Origin of the sequence: Bacillus massiliglaciei, from assembly GCF_900098925.1 — a bacterium.
Lineage (GTDB): Bacteria > Bacillota > Bacilli > Bacillales > DSM-1321 > Peribacillus > Peribacillus massiliglaciei.
In genome coordinates, this window is record NZ_LT622360.1 from 71,667 (window position 1) to 89,590 (window position 17,924).

Sequence of the window (17,924 nt, forward strand, 5' to 3'; positions counted from 1 at the left end):
ATAAATATCAAATTCCTCTGTGAGGAATTTGATATTTTTAATTTTGCCACAGATTCTTTTTATATTGATTTTTTTTTTAGGATTTGGTATTCTTTTTAAGAACTTAGTGACTGAATTATTCATTTGGTCATACACTGACCTTTGGCAATTGATTTAATCAATAGTGAATTCCTTTTCTAAAGAGCCAAAGCCGGATGTAGCCGGCTGTTTTGAAGAGGGTTCCTTTTTATTTTGTCTGTTTTTATAAATAACAGTTTGGTTCATCTAATCCAAACAAGTGGAGGGAAAGGAATGAAACGGGAATTAAAAGAGATTTTTACGAATCGGAAATTGCTTATCCCGATTATTGCGATTTTGTTTATTCCTATTATGTATGGCGGCATGCTGCTGTGGGCATTTTGGAATCCTTATGATAAGCTTGAAAATTTGCCCGTTGCCATCGTAAACAATGATAAAGGGGCAGAGATGGATGGCCATAGCTATCAGCTTGGGGATGAATTTGTTAAGAACTTGAAAGAAAGCAAAGAATTCAATTTCAAATTTGTAGACAAAAAACAGGGATATCGGAACTTGGCAGACCAGAAGTATTACCTGCTCGTTGAAATCCCTGAGTCATTCTCTAAAAATGCTACAACATTGCTCGATGAAAAACCTAAGAAGCTGGAGCTGAAATATGTTCCAAATGAAAGCTATAACTTTTTATCGTCTCAAATAGGCGAGAAGGCCATTCAGAAAATCCAAATGTCCCTTCAGGAAAAAGTCACTGAAACCTACGCTGAGACCATGTTTGACAACATGAAAAAAATGGCTGATGGCTTTCAGTTTGCAGATGAAGGAGCCGGTAAACTGCTGAATGGGGCAGAGAATGTAGAAAAAGGCTCTAAAACAATGGAAGAAAAATTAGCGCTGCTTGCCGAGAAGCAAGTAGAATTCACTAATGGAACGGATAAAGTAGCCAACGGAACAAAGGAACTGCAAAAAGGAATTGAGTCATTGAACTCCGGTTTGGGTCAGCTTTCAGATGGACAAAGCCAATTAGTTGAGGGATCAAAAAAGGCTGAAGAGGGTACAGCGAGCCTGACTTCGGGCATTCAGCAGACTCATGAAGGAATAAGAAGCCTGGAAGGAAATATGGGCAGTGTTGTTTCTGGGACGCAAGAGCTAAAAGGCGGTTCAGATAAAGTGGCAGCCGGTCTGCAAGAATTGGAAAAAGGTTCTCAAACGGCAGCTGACACAGCTGTAAAGGTTGATGAAGGGCTGCAGGCTCTGCAAGCGCAATTGGCACCTGTTATAGCCGGACTGCCAGAAGAAAATAAAGCAGCAGTTGAAGCAGCTTTTCAACAATTAAGCGAGGGAACTGCAGGACTGGCACAGGGCAATAAAAATATTTCAGCATCTGCCGGCCAGCTGGCGGATGGCTCTGCGGAGATTTCCAACAATCTCGCAAAGATTAATGAGGGGCAATCTGCTCTATATGCCGGAATCCAAAAGCTCAGCGGAGGAGCTGCACAATTGGAATCCGGAGCGGGTGAACTCCAGAAGGGACAAAGCCAATTAACGGCCGGTCTCGAAACCTTCTCATCGAAATTGAACGAAGCGAAAGCAGGCAGTGAGCAGCTTGCTGCAGGTGCTGCAGATCTAACAAATGGCGCAGGGCAATTAGGAGCAGGCTCCAAACAATTGGCGGACGGCTCTTCTCAAATTGCCGATGGTGCGGTTCAGTTATCAGACGGATCTAAGGAATTGACGAATGGCTCAAAAGAATTCAAAAATGAAATAAGCGAGGCAGCGAAGGAATCATCCGATGTTAAGGCAAATGATGATACGTATAATATGGTTGCTGAGCCTGTGAAGGTAGAGAAGGAAAGTGTCAACGAAGTTCCGAATTACGGTACGGGAATTGCTCCTTATTTCTTGTCACTCGGCTTATTTGTCGGTGCACTGCTCATTTCCATTGTGTTCCCGTTTGAACAGCCCGTTGGCGTTCCGAAAAACGGAGTAACATGGTTTTTAAGCAAATTTGGAATTGCTGCAGGAATTGGCATCATCCAGGCTTTAATTGCTTGTGCGATACTTCTGGAATTTATAGGTTTAGAGGTGCAAAGTGTTCCTTTATTTATCACTTTTACCGTCATAACAAGTTTAACATTTGTCACGCTTATACAGCTTCTTGTCACAACAATGGGAGATCCAGGGCGTTTCTTGGCGATCATTATTTTGATCCTGCAATTGACAACAAGCGCCGGAACATTCCCAGTGGAATTAATTCCAGATCAGCTTCAGGTGTTTAATCATCTTCTGCCTATGGCCTTTTCGGTTCGAGGATTTAAAGAAGTTATTTCTGGAGGAAACTTTAGTTTTATGTGGTCGAATGGCTATGTATTATTAGGTTTTGCTGTATCATTTATGATTCTTACATTGCTTTATTTCATCATTAAGCATAAGAAAAAATATTCAGCTTCTGCTGTCAGTGATGCAGTACAAGAGTAATCGAATATATAACAGGAAAAAGGCCAGGTATTTCTTTCCTGGCCTTTTTATATTTCGCTAAAGGATATACCAGCCATAGTAACCCTGAAGTTGAATGAAATTTCCCAAAAGGTATACGCTACTGTTAAACAGACAGCTTTGATGAAAGACTTGTGGTGTAGGCTGCTGCATGGTCAAGATATCTCAGCAGCGAGTACATCTTTGATTCGATGATACTGTAATCATGTTCAAACCGGTAAGCATGTAAAAAGTGTTCGATTTTCTTGGATAAAAACTGGTCTTTTGTCCGAACCATTAAAATCAGGAGTTCATCCCAGTCAGAACGGTGTGTGTAGAACAAAGCTTTGTCATAATCCGTATTATCCATTTGTTTTCTCCTCCTCGATCAGGAGCTGTTTATATTTTGTTCTAAATGCAGGCAACAATCTCAGTTAAAAAGTGGGATGTGCGGATTGACGGGGTTGTTGGTATTTACCTGAATAAAAAAATAGCTGAACAGGCCGCGAAGGGCAGAATGAATTTTCCTCAAATGAATAACAATAAGAATAAAAGGGATTCAGGTGTACAGGCATCCTAAGTCATTTTTCTCCCAATCCTTCATACATTTAGGATAAAGGAAAAGACAGGGGGAAAAGCGGATGAATGTACCCGATCAAAAAGCCTTGCAATATGCCATAAGTGAAATTACAGAAATCGCTAAAGGATTCGGACTGGATTTTTACCCGATGAGATATGAAATCTGCCCTTCAGAAATTATTTATACATTTGGGGCGTATGGAATGCCCACCCGTTTTTCTCATTGGAGCTTCGGAAAGCAATTTCATAAAATGAAACTGCAGTATGACTTCGGATTAAGTAAGATTTACGAATTGGTCATTAACTCTGACCCATGCTATGCCTTTTTATTGGATTCCAATTCTTTGATTCAAAATAAGCTGATTGTGGCCCATGTTTTGGCCCATTGTGACTTTTTCAAAAATAATGTTCGTTTCCGCAATACGAAGCGGGACATGGTGGAAAGCATGGCAGCTACAGCCGACAGAATCAGACAATATGAAATGCTTCACGGAAAAAAGGAAGTAGAGACATTTCTTGATGCTGTATTGGCCATCGAGGAGCATATTGATCCATCGCTGATGCGGGTGAAGCTGAACTGGGACATGGATGAGGAAGAACAGGAACAGGAAAGGACAGCTTTATCAGAGTATGATGACCTTTGGTCTCTGGACCATAAAGATAAGCCTAGAAAGAAACCGATTCAAAAGAAACGAAAAAAATTCCCCCCTAAGCCAGAGAAGGATATCATGCTGTTCATTGAACAATTCAGCAGCGAGCTGACAGATTGGCAGCGCGATATTATGACAATGATCAGAGAAGAAATGCTTTATTTCTGGCCTCAGCTTGAAACGAAAATTATGAATGAAGGCTGGGCCTCCTTCTGGCATCAGCGGATCATCCGAGAACTCGATTTGACGTCAGGAGAATCCATCGAATTTGCCAAGCTGAATGCCGGAGTCGTTCAGCCATCCAGAACAAGCATTAATCCATATTATTTAGGATTAAAGGTCCTGGAAGATATCGAGGAACGGTATAATAACCCAACGGATGAAATGAAAAGGATGGGGGTCGAGCCCGGATCTGGAAGGGAAAAGCTATTCGAGGTCAGGGAGATTGAATCAGATATTTCTTTCCTGCGAAATTACTTAACAAAAGACCTGGTGACAAGAGAAGATATGTATTTATTCCAAAAGCAAGGCAAAGATTATAAAATCGTTGACAAAGGCTGGGAACAAGTTAGAGACCAGCTTGTCGGAATGAGGGTCAATGGCGGCTTTCCGTATATTACGGTCAATGACGGAGATTTCATGCGAAGCGGGGAGCTTTACCTTAAGCATTGGTATGAAGATATTGAACTTGATTTAAAATATTTGGAAAAAGTACTCCCGTACATTTTTCAGCTGTGGGGGCGTACCGTCCATTTAGAAACCATGTTAGAGAACAAAGAAGTTATGTTTTCCTATGATGGAAAAAGTCTTCATCGGAAGTATTTATAATAGAAATCAAGTAAAAAAGAGGGCGCGCTGAACGAAAGTTCGGGCGCCTTTCTTTTTGAAGCATGCCTTCCTGTACTTTTTAAAGAATTGCGGCCCATTATCATGAAGGATTGTTATATAATTGAAGTGGAAAGCTTTCCCTGAATATATATTTCTCCAAGAATGAAGTAAAACCTAAAAGAACCTGACAGCAGGTTTCAGGGAGCGTATGATAATTGGATGCTATTCAAGAAAAGGAGTTATGGTATATGTCAGAGGAGTTCCAAATTCCCCATTTGAAAATCGATGAAACAGATAAAAAAATTTTAGATATTCTTCATGAGGACGGAAGGATTTCCTATACAGAATTAGCGAAAAGAGTGGATTTATCCAGGGTTGCTGTACAGGCGCGCATCAACAGTTTGGTTGAAAAGGAAGTAATAGAAAAATTTACGGCAGTCATCAATCCAGCCAAAATAGGAGTCCATGTTTCGGCTTTTTTTAATGTGGAGGTGGAACCGAAGCATCTGGAAGCAGTTGCCTTGAAGCTGGAGCAGGATCCTTCGGTGACAAGCCTGTATCATATGACAGGTCCCAGCAAGCTGCATATGCATGGTATTTTTACAGATAATCAAGAGATGGAACGGTTTCTGAACGAAAAACTGTATGCGGTAGAAGGAGTCTCAAGTGTGGACTGCCAAATCTTAATTAAACGATATAAAAGCAGGATGGGAATGAAACTGTAAGCTTGGTTTAACAGAAGCTGGACAAAATAAAAGCCATCAAATTCTCACAGAGAAAGTTGATGGCTTTTTTGTGGAGTTTCCGTTTCGGAGACACCGGAAGCAGGTCCTGGGATTCACTTTTTTAGGTCAATGGAATAATGACGCCGCCATAGACAAAGGCGAGAATAATGACAAAAGCCGGGTGAATCTTAAATTTCACCAGAGCCAGGAAGGCCAGTGCTGCAATGATTAAAGCATGGATATATCCAATGGAAACAAATGCATCCTTCGCTATACTCCATGTCAGCAAAAGCATCATAATGGCAATGACGGGCTGTACAAGCAAGGACATGCCTTTGACGACCGGGGACCCCTTAAACCTTCTAAGAATTTTCAATAACAAAATAAGGGCAACGGCTGAGGGGATGACCGTTCCGGCAAGAGCCATCAGGAAACCAGGCCATCCGTATACATCATATCCTACATAAGCCGCAATCTTAGTAGCGATTGGACCGGGCAGCGAGTTGCCCAAAGCGAGCATATTCGAAAAATCCTTGTTGTTCATCCACTCAAAGCGGCTGACAATCTGATCATACATCAGCGGAATGGATGCAGGACCGCCTCCGTAGCCTAAGATATTGGCCATAAAAAAGGCTAAAAATAGATACCAAACAATCATGCCTGACGTTCCTCCTTCCGGATGGATTTCGGTTTCTTTCGCTTATCCTTCAACTTAAAGTGAAAAGCTCCATAAAGAAGGAAAATAAATATGACGATACCAGGGTGCAGCGAGACGACTTGGAGCAGCAAAAAAGAGATAATAAAAAATGCAATGCCGAGTGCTAAACCAAGTCCTTTTACGGCCTTTTCCCCAAATTCATAAGCCATCTGTCCAAGCATGACTGCCACAACGGGAAGAACAGCAGCAATCATATTGCCGACAATGACCGAACTGCTTAATACATTAATGAAAGCGGCGAGAAACACCATGGCAAAACAGGTTGGCAGGATATGTGCCGCCACACTTACAAGTGCACCTGTCCAACCTTTTGTCCGGTACCCCAAGTAGGCTGCCATTTTCGTAGCAATCGGTCCTGGCAGTGTATTGGCAATAGCCAGTGTATCGCCGAACTCTTCGTCATCCAGCCAATGGTACCTTGAAACTGCCTCATGCCGGATTAATGGGATAACCGAAGGGCCGCCGCCGAAACCTAATATTCCGGTCCGCATCATGCCGATGGTCAATTCTAGATAATGTTTCTTCATAAGAATCCTCCAAGTGATTTGATGTGAGAATTTTCAAACATTTATAGTATATTCATCATATCAAATTTACTTTCCTTTTGCATGAAAACTTCAAGAAAAAATAACTAAATGAAAAAAATATGGATAATGATAAAACCTTCGGAAAGAAGAAAGAGAAAAAAGAGAACAATTTGTTAGAAAATTTTAAATTTTTTAATGAATGTAAGAGATTTAACGGTATAATGAAAAGAAAAATGAATGTTGGGAAAGGAGCTTTCAGATGAATCGAGCAATCATAGGAACAAAAAGGATGGTCGTCAGTCCGCATTACTTAGCTTCAGGGGCAGGGAACAAAATATTGGAGCGCGGAGGAAATGCCTTTGATGCGGCAGTTGCTGTAAGCTCCTGCTTGGCAGTAGTCTACCCGCATATGACAGGGCTCGGCGGAGACAGCTTCTGGCTCACTTATCATAAATCTGAATCGGCGATCAGAGGCTATAATGGCAGCGGCCGTTCAGGATACGGTGTAAGCCGTGACTCCTTTGCAGGGGAAGAAAAAATCCCTTTTCGGGGAGTGAAGAGTGCGCTGACTGTACCGGGGATGGTGGATGGCTGGGATGCGGTGCTGAAGCAATATGGTCGGCTTTCCTTGAAAGAGGTGCTCGAGCCGGCTATTGAATATGCTGAAAAGGGATTTCCAATCTCGCAAAATCAAGTGGCATATACCCAAAAGAACTGGAATTGGATATCTGAGATGCCGGGAACATCAGATATCTATACGCCGGGAGGAAAAATCCCGGCTGCAGGAGAACGATTTGTCCAAAAGCACTTGGCCCAAAGTCTTAGAGCTATTGCTGATCAAGGAAGAGACACGTTTTACCGCGGAGAACTGGCTGAAAAAATAGTGAAGGGTTTGAAAGAACAAGGGAGCCTTCTAACCAGCGAGGATTTTGCTTCTCACCGGGGGAATTGGACAGACCCGATTTCTTCTTCTTACAACGGTTATGAGATTCATCAAATGCCGCCTAATTCACAAGGGTTTGTCGGGCTGATGGCCTTGAATATCCTCGAGAATTTCCGGATAGGAGAGCTGGAACATGGTTCAGCCGAGTATTATCATTTGCTTGTGGAATCATTAAAAGCGGGGTTCCGTGAACGGAATGAGGTCTTAACCGATCCGGAGTTTTATGATATTCCGTTAGACAGCCTGCTCGATAAGACCTTTGCTGCGGAGATGGCTGCTGGAATTCAAAGCGATGCAGCAGCTGTGACTAGCCCTCCGGTTGGGAGTGATACAGCGTATGCTGCTGTAGTGGATGAAGAAGGCAATGCTGTTTCTTTCATACAAAGTCTGTATTTTGAATTTGGATCTGGAGTGACAGCAGGGGAAACCGGAATTATTTTGCAGAACCGCGGCTCTTTCTTTTCGCTGGATCCGGAACATGTGAATACGCTTGAACCGGGAAAGCGCTCTTTTCATACATTGATGCCTGCTATGGCCACAAAGGACGGAGAATTAAAAATCATTTATGGAACCCAAGGTGGAGAAGGCCAGCCGCAGACCCAGACAGCCATCATTACAAGAATGATTGATTTCGGAATGGATCCTCAGCAAGCAATCAATGAACCGCGATTTGTGTGGGGAAGAACATGGGGAGAGGCCAGTGAGGCTCTTAAAGTTGAGGGGCGAATCGATCCGGATGTAGCAGAGGCGTTACGGAAAAATGGCCATCTTGTGGAAGTTGTAGAGGAGTTTGACGGAATAATGGGACATGCTCAGGCAATCAAGATTACGGATGAAGGGTTCCTTGAAGGAGGAGCCGATCCAAGGGGAGACGGTGCCGCCATCGGGTACTGAATCTGATGCTCTGAGGAACATAACGGCCATCATTAAATACGAATATTCAGGCTTGAAAAAGTGTTTTTATAGAAAAAATCCGAACGGTTCAACATTCTTATCGTAGAATGTTGAATCCAGTTCGGATTTTTCTTTGGCTGATACTCATTGTCCAAGTATCATTTTAACTTCCTCTGTAGACTTGATATCCCCAGGGAGATACAAGCAGCGGTACATGATAATGGGAAGCTGTATTTTCCAGTCCGAAACGAACGGGTACTTCCTCTAAAAACGGAGGCTCCGGAAGGACGGTCCCTTTCTTTCGAAAATAGTCCCCAATGTAGAACAGAAGTTCATAAGTGCCCTTTTCCCTTTCATTTTCGGATAGAAGGGGTTCATCCAAACGTCCGTCAGCATTCGTAGTCCCTGTCCGGATAAATATCCGCTGACCTGATGAGGCCTCTAGACGATACAGTTCAATTTTTACTCCTGCGCCTGGCTCTCCGTGTGTTAAATCCAATACATGGGTTGTCAGTCCTGTCATTTGGTGCTCACCCGTTTACGTTTTCGCTGCCGGCAAGCGCTTTTTTGTTTTCGAGCAGTGTCCTTGTGATCGTAAAAACCTGAAAACCATAAGGGGGACGGGGCTCGGTATAGATTTTTCCGTTTGATCCAGGAATATGGTCGACGACTGTGTCCCATGTATGATTCTGAGATTCGAACGTCACTTCAAGAAGCTGCGGATATCTGGTCAGGATTCGGCAGCCAATTTCATAAATCAGGTTTTGGATGGAGGGCGTCTCCATTTCGTGAAAAACCGAGGTAGCGATATCGATAATCTGTTCAGCTGCGACATATAGATCAGGTTCGATTCCAAAAGCGGTCTCTTGTTCTTCATAAATCCAGTGGATATTTAAATAAACAAAAAGCGGGCGGTCCCCATCTTCCGGAAGTGTGGTGTATTCATCACGGATAAAACCAACAAAGGAATTACCGCTGATTTTAATAAGCTGAAGGTCAAGGATTGAGCTGCTTTGCTGGATGATTTCAGTGCCTTCTTTTGTCCGGGAAACTTCAATCATCGTTTGGGCCCGTTCGTTTCTTGACTTTTTGAAAACGAGGCTGCTCTCTTTTATCTCGCCGCCGTTTGCCGCCTCTGACACAGTTTCGAACGGTATATCCTCGGCTGTAAGTTGAACAGAATCAATATGTGCATATTTATCGAGGAATGCTTCAGCAACATAGGCAGAGAACCCTTCGAGGGTCGTGCCTATGTATGTTCCTAAATGCCGCTGGATGAAGTTTTTCATAGAATCAGTAGCGACAATAAGGCTGTTGTCTCCCTCTGTGAAGGAGGGAACGAAGGCGTCCCCGAATACAGCAACCTTGATTTTCGTTCCGAAAATGTTAGATTTTCGCTCCGTGAAGGCAGATTCAGGGATGACAGGTAGTCCGGTTAATGGGGAGGCATAGGTACGGTATGCAAACACATCTCCTTTTCCGTAACATAATTTCTTTTGGGCTGATTTATTTTTCATAAAAGATCTCTCCTTCAGTTTTTATTTGTTCTTCCAGGCGGAGCCGGGCGATTTGGTAAATTTCCTGCAGGGCTGTTTCCATTTCTTCATTTTTTTCTGAAGAAATTCGGGATTGCATCGCCTCGCAGATTTCCTGCTTATTTTTTCCTTTCACGGCCATGATAAAAGGGAATCCGAATTTTTTCATATATTGAGAGTTAAGCAGGACAAATCTTTGATACTCATCCTCGGTTAAATCTGTAAGTCCTGCTCCTCGCTGTTCCTTCGAAGATTCAGCACTCATGGCGGCTCTGTCTCCAAGATTCGGATGAGCGGCAATTAAGGCCAGCTTATCTTTTGGGGGAGCTGCCTCCACGATAGCCCTCATTTTACCGTGCAGGTCTTCAAGAGAGAGGAAGGGACGTCCGGCAAATGCTTTTTTTGGAATCCAAGCAGAATGTTCGAATATATCACGGAAAAAGTCTGTGAAGTCCTGCTCGCCTAATCGATTGATTTCTTCGATACTTTTCATGTTTATCACCTCATTTCAGGAAGTCATAACCTTTGGAGAGGCCTGTTCTTCTGTCCTTTCTTTAGGTTTGCTTTTGGTCTTGGGCAGCAGGAGATTCAGGAGAATGGCTGCAAGGCTGCCCGTAATGATTCCGTCTCCGACAATGATCCGGACAGTTTCCGGCAGAACAGCAAATAATTCGGGTACAACAGTAGCGCCAAGGCCTAAAGATACTGAACAGGCGATGATCAGCAAATTGTTATTGTCACTGAAATCTACGTCACTCAGCATTTTGATTCCGGAGGAGATGACCATGCCGAACATGACGACGGTGGCCCCGCCAAGAACGGAAGTTGGAATTAATGTAGCTAATGCTGCTATTTTTGGGACCATTCCCAGTGCGATTAATATGAAACCGGCTGTCACTGTTACGATTCTTTTCTTAACTCCCGATAATTGAACGAGGCCGACATTTTGAGCAAATGTACTGTAAGGGAAAGCGTTGAAGATTCCGCCAAGGGCAAAGGATAATCCTTCTGCCCGGTACCCTCTTACGATATCCTTCTGATTGAGCTCCCTTTCAGTAATCTTGCCAAGCGCGAGGAAGGCTCCTGTAGATTCAACCAAAATGACGGATCCTACTAGAATCATAGTCAGGACAGGGACAATCTCGAAGGTTGGGACACCGAAGTAAAAGGGAGCAGGCAAGCGGAACCAAGGGGCATCAGCAACAGCGGTTACATCCATTTTTCCGGTAAAGGAATAGGCGATTGTGCCGGCTGCAATTCCAATCAATACAGAAATAGCCCGAATGAATCCTTTGAAAAAACGATTAATAAGAAGTATGACTGCTAACACACCAAAGGATAGAGCCAGATTCTCTGCAGATCCGAAGTTTTCACTTCCTTCACCGCCGCCCATGTTTTTAATGCCTGTCGGAACAAGAGAAAGACCGATGATGATGACGACGGTACCGGTCACAACGGGGGGGAAAAGCTTAAGCATTTTTCCGAAAACATTCGAAAAAAGAATGATAAAGAGGCCTGCTGCAATAATCGAACCATAGATGGCAGTGATACCGTAACTTTTTCCGATGGACACCATCGGCAGGACGGCGACGAAAGAAGTGCCTAGTACGACGGGAAGTCCGATTCCAAAATATTTGTTCTTCCAGGCTTGAAGCAGGGTTGCAATTCCGCATGTCAGTAAATCGATGGCAATCAGGTAGGCCAGCTGCTGGGTGTTGAAGCCGAGTGCCCCTCCGACGATAATGGGAACGAGGATTGCGCCGGCGTACATGGCGAGCACATGCTGCAAGCCAAGTGAAAACACTTTTGACTTATCAATTTTTTCACTCATCGTACTATTCCTCCCTTACGTGATTTAAAATCACATTCAATGTAATTAATATTTACATAATAAAGAATAGTCTGACAAAAGTCATTGGCTAATATCGCTAATATTATTTTTTTGGTATAGACATTCTGACCAACTGGAAGAACGATTAAGAAGGGTCTATAGATTTAATAAAGATTTTATCCGAAAAGCGATGCGAAGCTGGAGGGTCACTTCTGGATCCTTCAGTGAACGGCCGAGCATTTCTTCACATTTTTCCAGCCTGTAAACCACTGTATTCCTGTGAACATACAGCCGCTTGGCTGTTTCTGATACCTGGCCGTGTGTTTCAAGATATACAGATAAGGTGCTGTGCAGCGACTGTTCTTCTTCTGAGTTGCTGAAAGAAAAATCTTTTAATGCATGTGTATAAAAATTCTGCAGGTCTTCTGCAGGGATAAGCCGCAATAATTCTGTCAGGTCCTTTGTTTTATAAACCTGGATGAAAGGTTTTTTGCCTAGCAGGAATCCATTCTGAAAAGCTTCTGATGCTTCTTTGTAGGCGTTTTTGACATGCAGAAATCCATGGCATAGACTGCTCATCCCGAAAGAGATTCCTGAATGAAACTGTTTGTTGATTTTAGATTGGATTTGAATCAGTGCTCCTTCTGCTGCCTGCAGGGCATTCGATGGATCTCCTCTATATTCAAAAAGGGCGATGCAGAAGGGCCTCTTGTTAAAAAAGTGAACGGGAAATTCTGAAAAAGTAAATGATTCAGCCATATAGCCAAACAAGGTATCTGCTTTTTGCTGTGAAAGGGCATAGCTTCCTTCAAATCCCTCTCCATCCATTTTTCCGACGGCACAAATATATTTGGAATCCGGAGAAAGTCCAAATTCTGCAGCCCGGTTCAGCGTTTCTCCTTCAGTGGAAAAGGCTCCATCCAAAAAGTGCTGGAAGAAGTCATTCTTAATGTTCTGTTCATATTGCGTGACCGCATATTCCTTCATTAAAGCAAAGGAAATAACATTGGAGGCTTGCTCGATAATCAGTTTTGATAAACGTTCCTCCTCCTTCACTTCGCCCATAATGATCAAGTAACAGGTCTTTAATTCACCGATATGGGCAGGGAAAACGGTGAATGTACAGGAGCCGCCTTTGATAGAAAAGGAAGGAAGAGGATTGATAAATGAACTCTTATTCATTTCCACAGCGGTGCTGAGCTGCTCAAGGCTGAACCCGGCAGCAGACCGGGCAATTGGTTTGAAATATTGGTTCAGCAGGACTGCGGGGAGGCTGATCATACTGGAGAGATTTTCAATTAATTTATCCAGCCTGTTTCCTTTCATAATGATTTGTGTGAACTGCTTATGAATTTCAAGAGCCTGAGTTAGTTCGCCGGCTCTTTGGTCAAGAATGGCTTTCAGTGTCAAGTTTACGATTTCCCCCAAAGAAAGGTGGGAAGGGATTTCAATAATAGGCAATGCTTGTTCATTGGCAATACGGATCACTTGCTCGGGTATCTCCTGCAAGAATCTTTTTGTTTTAATCCCGAGAGCGGCACAGCCTTGTTCAGCCATTGAGATAACCAGTTCGGCCATGGATTCGGGATGGTCTTTAAAATGATAGGCGGTCGTTACGAGAAATTCATTTGGTTTTAAGTAGTCAGCGATGTCAGGAGCATCCATCATATTGGCGGATTCAATCTTATTTATCAGTCCGCTTTCGCCTGCGATGACTTTGGTTCCGTCCAATGCGGTAAGTTGAAGGAGAGCAGCAGTGTTCATACATCCCCAATCCTTTCTTTTGGTTTTTGAACTCTTGAAGATTTATATCCTTCTTTTTGAAGAATGGACATTTTATGTCTGTACCTTGTGACTAACAAATTCTCCAACCCCTTTGTCAAATTCTCCAAAACGTTTTTCTTTTTTGTACATTCATATGAAAATAGCATCTTATGTTAGATTTTATCACATTAGTAGTGAAATATTATATGAATTTTGCTAATATTTTTAAAACAAAGCAGAAGGAGATGACTGGTTCAGCAGATGAGTGTATGGATAGATGGACAGAATTGTAAACAGGTATATGGCGAAGTTCGTCGATTAAAGAGCTTGGAGAAAGCCTTTCTGTTATAAAAAGAAAAAGGATGGAAGGATGAACTGGATGGCGATGCGATTAGAAGGACATCAAGTGAACAAGGATCGGGCAGCTGATTGGATTGAATGGCTTGCCGAATTCGGGAAAGCAGAAAGCGGAGGAGTTACCCGGCTTTTGTATTCTCCGTCTTGGCGAATGGCTCAAAATGCTCTAAAAAGGAAGTGGGAGCAGGAAGGCTTTGAGACATATTTCGATACAGTAGGCAACTTGTTTGGGAGACTGAATGGATCTGATCCGTCGGAAAAAACCATTTTAACAGGCTCTCACATTGATACTGTGATTAATGGAGGGAAATATGACGGCGCCTTAGGTGTCATTGCCGGCTTTCTTGCTGTTAAACGGCTGAAGGAAAAATACGGACAGCCGAAAAGGACTCTTGAGATTGTTTCTTTATGCGAAGAGGAAGGGAGCAGATTTCCGATTACCTTTTGGGGATCCAGAAATATTCAAGGGAGATACAGTTTAAAGGACGTTCAGCAGCTTCAGGATAAAGATGGAATTCCCTTTTTAACGGCTATGGAAGAAGCGGGTTTTCCGAAAGAAGTGTATACAGAGCCAGTACGCACAGATATTGGCTGTTATGTTGAACTCCATATAGAGCAGGGGATGGTACTTGAGAGAAAGAATAAATCGATTGGAGTTGTAAGCCATATCGTCGGCCAAAGACGGTACACAATCCGGATTTCCGGTGAGAGCAATCATGCGGGCACTACACCGATGGCATACCGGAAAGATGCTGTTGTGCTGGCAGCTCAATTTATTACCTATTTGACAGAAGAGGCTAAAAGAATCGATCCGGATCTTGTAGTAACGGTAGGGAAGGCGGAAATTTCCCCCAATGTGCCGAATGTGATTGCCGGAATGGCCGAGTTCAGTGTAGATATGCGGCATTATAAGGAGGAAGTGCTTGCCTTTTATTGTGAGAGGGCTTTTGAGTATATGCAGCAGTCAGCAAGGAAATCCATGATGGATGTGAAAGTGGATCAATGGATGGATGTTAAGCCGGTCGCAATGAACAGAGAAATGGCGGGGAGCCTGAAAGAAATAGCGGTTCAAAAAAATATTCCTTATATGGAGATGGTCAGCGGAGCAGGTCACGATGCTCAGGTTTTTGGATCATTTTGTCCGGCTGCGATGCTGTTTGTACCAAGTAAAGATGGAATCAGCCATTCTCCAAAAGAATACACAAAAGCGGCTGATCTAGAGAAAGGAATCGACATTCTTGAGGAATTTTTATATCAATATGCCTATTAACAGGGGGAACGGAAAATGACATATGCTGAATTAAATACACCGATCAGAACGATTATGACACCAGGGCCAGTGGAAGTGGATCCAAGAGTTTTGAGAGCTATGAGCACACCTATACTCGGGCAATTTGATCCAGCCTTTACAGCAATTATGAATGAAGTCATGGATATGCTGAGGCAGGTCTTCCAAACGAAAAATCGATGGGCCTTTCCGGTTGACGGCACTTCAAGATCGGGAAATGAAGCCATGCTGTGCAGTATCATTGAACCGGGGGACAAGGTTCTCGTGCCTATTTTTGGACGGTTTGGACATCTTTTAGTGGAGATTTGCCAAAGAGCAGGCGCGGAAGTACATACAATGGAATGTCCTTGGGGAGAGGTGTTTAATCCTAAGGATGTGATTGCAGAAATGAAAAGAGTCCGCCCAAAAATAACGGCCTTGGTTCATGGGGAGACGTCAACTGGATGCGCCCAGCCATTAAAAGAAATAGGCAGAGCGTGCAGGGAAATGGATATATTGCTCGTTGTAGACGCTGTCGCCTCGATTGGCGGCATGGAGGTTAAAGTGGATGACTGGTGTATCGACGGGCTGATCGGCGGAACCCAGAAATGTCTCTCTGTCCCTTCTGGCATGGCGCCGATTACTTATAATGAACGGATTGAAAAAATTCTGATGAAAAGAAAAAAAGTGGAACAGGGCATTGCGACCGAGGAAGAATTAACAGCTTCTAAAAATCGGAAACCGATTTTAAGCAATTATCTGGATTTGAGCATGCTTCAAGATTATTGGGGGCCGAGAAGATTGAACCACCATACAGAAGCTACGTCCATGCTGTATGCTCTGAGGGAAGGGCTCAGACTTGTGCTGGAAGAGGGATTGGAAAACCGGTTTGCCCGTCATAAGCTTCATGAAACGGCTTTAACAAAGGCTTTGGATGCGATGGGTCTTGAATTATATGGAAGCGGGGCGAATAAATTGATCCCTGTCACCTGTGTCAGTATCCCGGAAGGAGTAAATGGAGAGTCGGTCCGCAGCATGCTTCTAAAAGAATTCGGGATTGAGATTGCTTCATCTTTTGGACCGCTGAACGGAAAGATCTGGCGGATTGGAACGATGGGATACAGCTGCCGCAAAGAAAATATTCTGTTCACTGTTTCGGCATTGGAGGCCGTTCTTGTCCGGCATGGATATAAAGTGAATCATGGGAAAGCGATGCAGGCTGCTTTGGATGTGTATGAAAATATTGAAGGCGCTGTACCGGTTCTGGGGTGACGGACGGAGAAGCGCGATAAAGAGAATGATAGAAATGGAGGGAACAACAATGCAGGAATATGATCTGCTAATACGGGATGGGCAAGCGGTGCTGCCATCTGGAATAGAACGTACAGATATCGCAGTAAAAGATGGTGTGATAGTAGAAATGGGTCAGAAATTGACAGGCAGGGCAAAAGAAGAATTGGAAGCAGCGGGAGATTATATATTTCCGGGGATGATTGATGTGCATGTACATTTCAGTGAGCCGGGCCGTGAGCATTGGGAAGGATTTGAAACAGGATCACAAATGATGGCGGCGGGCGGCTGCACCACTTATTTTGATATGCCGCTCAATGGGATTCCTTCGACTGTGACCTTAGAGGCATTAAAGGAAAAGGCAGGCATAGGGGAGCAAAAGTCACTGATTGATTTTGGACTATGGGGCGGTCTTGTACCCGGTCATATTGAGGATCTTCCAGCTATGGCCGAAGCGGGTGTCGTAGGATTTAAGGCTTTTATGTCTGCCACGGGAAATGAAGAGTTCGAGAGGGCAGATGACAAAACACTGCTTGAAGGAATGAAAGTGATTGCCTCACTTGGGAAAATACTTGCCCTTCATGCAGAAAGTGAACCGATTACCAGTTTCCTTTTAAATGAAAGGATCAAGGAAGGAACAGGAAGTGCCGATGATTATGCAGCTTCGAGGCCTGTTGAAGCAGAATCAGAGGCGGTGGAACGGGCTCTTTATTATGCCAAGCTGACAGGGTGTCCTCTTCATTTTGTACATATTAGCAGCTCGCTGGCCCTGGAGAAAATCGAAACGGCAAAAAAAGCAGGAGTGGATGTAACCGTTGAAACCTGCCCGCATTATCTGCTTTTTAATCAAGAGACACTTCGGGAAAAAGGAGCGGCAGCCAAATGTGCGCCTCCGTTAAGAGAGAAGCAGGAACAGGATCGGCTGATTCAGCTGTTGAAGGCTGGAAAATTCGATATGATCTCTTCCGATCATTCGCCTTGCCCTTACCATTTAAAAGATCCGGCTGTTCATGGGTTGTTTGAGGCGTGGGGAGGAATCAGCGGCGGCCAATTTTCGTTACTGTCCATGATTGAGCTGGCCTTGGAGCATGAGCTGCCTTTTACGGCCATTGCCGAATGGACGGCAGGAGGGCCTGCGGAGAGATTTCGTCTTCCTGGTAGAGGGGAAATAAAGGTTGGCCATGCTGCGGACTTTGCGATTGTAACACTGAACAAGAGACATATAGTTACAGAGGAAAACTTCTTTGCTAAACATAAGCAAAGCGTTTATATCGGACATGAATTTCCTTGTTCGATCGAAGCGGTCATGAACAGGGGAAGCTTAATCTATAGACAAGGGAAGTTTTTAAATGATAATGTGAAGGGCGGCTGGCTGACCCCGGAGAAAGCGGAAGAAAAAATAGTAGGCTGAGTGATTTGCAGGCGACACAATTGCATCATTCTGACAAGTCATACGGCTATCCCTCAATCTTGAAAATCTTAAATTTCGAACGGGTTCAGAATTTTTCATTCTGAACCCGTTTTCTATG

General features: G+C 43.6%; 13 protein-coding genes and 1 pseudogene. 7 read left to right on the plus strand and 7 right to left on the minus strand.

Annotated elements, in window-relative coordinates:
* The first annotated feature begins 291 nt into the window (after window positions 1–291).
* Complete coding sequence (locus BQ4305_RS16830; RefSeq protein ID WP_110928916.1) at window positions 292–2,490, plus strand: YhgE/Pip domain-containing protein; 2,199 nt, start codon at window positions 292–294, stop codon at window positions 2,488–2,490.
* A gap of 124 nt (window positions 2,491–2,614) precedes the next feature.
* On the opposite strand, the gene BQ4305_RS16835 is transcribed toward BQ4305_RS16830, so the two are convergent.
* The gene (locus tag BQ4305_RS16835; RefSeq protein WP_110928917.1) at window positions 2,615–2,857 is read right to left on the minus strand and encodes a YhdB family protein; all 243 of its coding nucleotides are present in this window, start codon (window positions 2,855–2,857) and stop codon (window positions 2,615–2,617) included.
* A gap of 271 nt (window positions 2,858–3,128) precedes the next feature.
* Here BQ4305_RS16835 and BQ4305_RS16840 point away from each other — a divergent pair, with 271 nt between their 5' ends.
* Both BQ4305_RS16840 and BQ4305_RS16845 read left to right on the plus strand, forming a co-directional pair.
* On the plus strand, window positions 3,129–4,544 hold the full coding sequence (locus tag BQ4305_RS16840) for a SpoVR family protein (RefSeq protein WP_110928918.1): 1,416 nt from the start codon (window positions 3,129–3,131) through the stop codon (window positions 4,542–4,544).
* A 248-nt stretch (window positions 4,545–4,792) separates the two neighbouring features.
* The gene (locus BQ4305_RS16845; protein ID WP_110928919.1) at window positions 4,793–5,269 is read left to right on the plus strand and encodes a chromate efflux transcriptional regulator ChrS; all 477 of its coding nucleotides are present in this window, start codon (window positions 4,793–4,795) and stop codon (window positions 5,267–5,269) included.
* A gap of 121 nt (window positions 5,270–5,390) precedes the next feature.
* Here BQ4305_RS16845 and BQ4305_RS16850 read toward each other — a convergent pair whose 3' ends face one another.
* Window positions 5,391–5,927, minus strand: coding sequence for a chromate efflux transporter ChrA (locus tag BQ4305_RS16850; RefSeq protein WP_110928920.1), 537 nt, complete (start codon window positions 5,925–5,927; stop codon window positions 5,391–5,393).
* The gene (locus BQ4305_RS16855; RefSeq protein WP_110928921.1) at window positions 5,924–6,514 is read right to left on the minus strand and encodes a chromate efflux transporter ChrB; all 591 of its coding nucleotides are present in this window, start codon (window positions 6,512–6,514) and stop codon (window positions 5,924–5,926) included. The genes BQ4305_RS16850 and BQ4305_RS16855 overlap by 4 nt, the downstream gene beginning before the upstream one ends.
* Before the next feature lie 259 nt (window positions 6,515–6,773).
* Here BQ4305_RS16855 and ggt point away from each other — a divergent pair, with 259 nt between their 5' ends.
* The gene (gene ggt, locus BQ4305_RS16860; RefSeq protein ID WP_110928922.1) at window positions 6,774–8,351 is read left to right on the plus strand and encodes a gamma-glutamyltransferase; all 1,578 of its coding nucleotides are present in this window, start codon (window positions 6,774–6,776) and stop codon (window positions 8,349–8,351) included.
* Window positions 8,352–8,514: 163 nt separating this feature from the next.
* Here ggt and uraH read toward each other — a convergent pair whose 3' ends face one another.
* The 4 genes and pseudogenes from uraH to BQ4305_RS16880 form a co-directional block, all read right to left on the minus strand.
* The gene (gene uraH / locus BQ4305_RS16865; protein ID WP_110928923.1) at window positions 8,515–8,874 is read right to left on the minus strand and encodes a hydroxyisourate hydrolase; all 360 of its coding nucleotides are present in this window, start codon (window positions 8,872–8,874) and stop codon (window positions 8,515–8,517) included.
* Window positions 8,875–8,881: 7 nt separating this feature from the next.
* Window positions 8,882–10,379, minus strand: a pseudogene (gene pucL / locus BQ4305_RS16870) (factor-independent urate hydroxylase).
* 15 nt (window positions 10,380–10,394) lie between these two features.
* Window positions 10,395–11,717, minus strand: a complete 1,323-nt coding sequence (locus BQ4305_RS16875) for a nucleobase:cation symporter-2 family protein (RefSeq protein WP_110928924.1) — start codon at window positions 11,715–11,717, stop codon at window positions 10,395–10,397.
* Between the two features lie 156 nt (window positions 11,718–11,873).
* Window positions 11,874–13,481 carry a PucR family transcriptional regulator gene (locus tag BQ4305_RS16880; RefSeq protein ID WP_110928925.1) on the minus strand — a complete coding sequence of 536 codons (1,608 nt, stop codon included), beginning with the start codon at window positions 13,479–13,481 and terminating at the stop codon, window positions 11,874–11,876.
* A gap of 379 nt (window positions 13,482–13,860) precedes the next feature.
* On the opposite strand from BQ4305_RS16880, the gene allC reads away from it, so the two are divergent.
* Genes allC through BQ4305_RS16895 form a run of 3 tightly spaced genes read left to right on the plus strand, consistent with a single transcriptional unit; the run spans window position 13,861 to window position 17,806 of the window.
* Window positions 13,861–15,108, plus strand: coding sequence for an allantoate deiminase (gene allC, locus BQ4305_RS16885; RefSeq protein ID WP_110928926.1), 1,248 nt, complete (start codon window positions 13,861–13,863; stop codon window positions 15,106–15,108).
* Window positions 15,109–15,123: 15 nt separating this feature from the next.
* Window positions 15,124–16,377: a pyridoxal-phosphate-dependent aminotransferase family protein gene (locus tag BQ4305_RS16890; RefSeq protein WP_110928927.1), complete on the plus strand. Its 1,254-nt coding sequence runs from the start codon at window positions 15,124–15,126 to the stop codon at window positions 16,375–16,377.
* Window positions 16,378–16,426: 49 nt separating this feature from the next.
* Entirely contained in the window at window positions 16,427–17,806 is a 1,380-nt protein-coding gene (locus BQ4305_RS16895) for an allantoinase (RefSeq protein WP_110928928.1), read from the plus strand.
* Window positions 17,807–17,924: the final 118 nt, after the last annotated feature.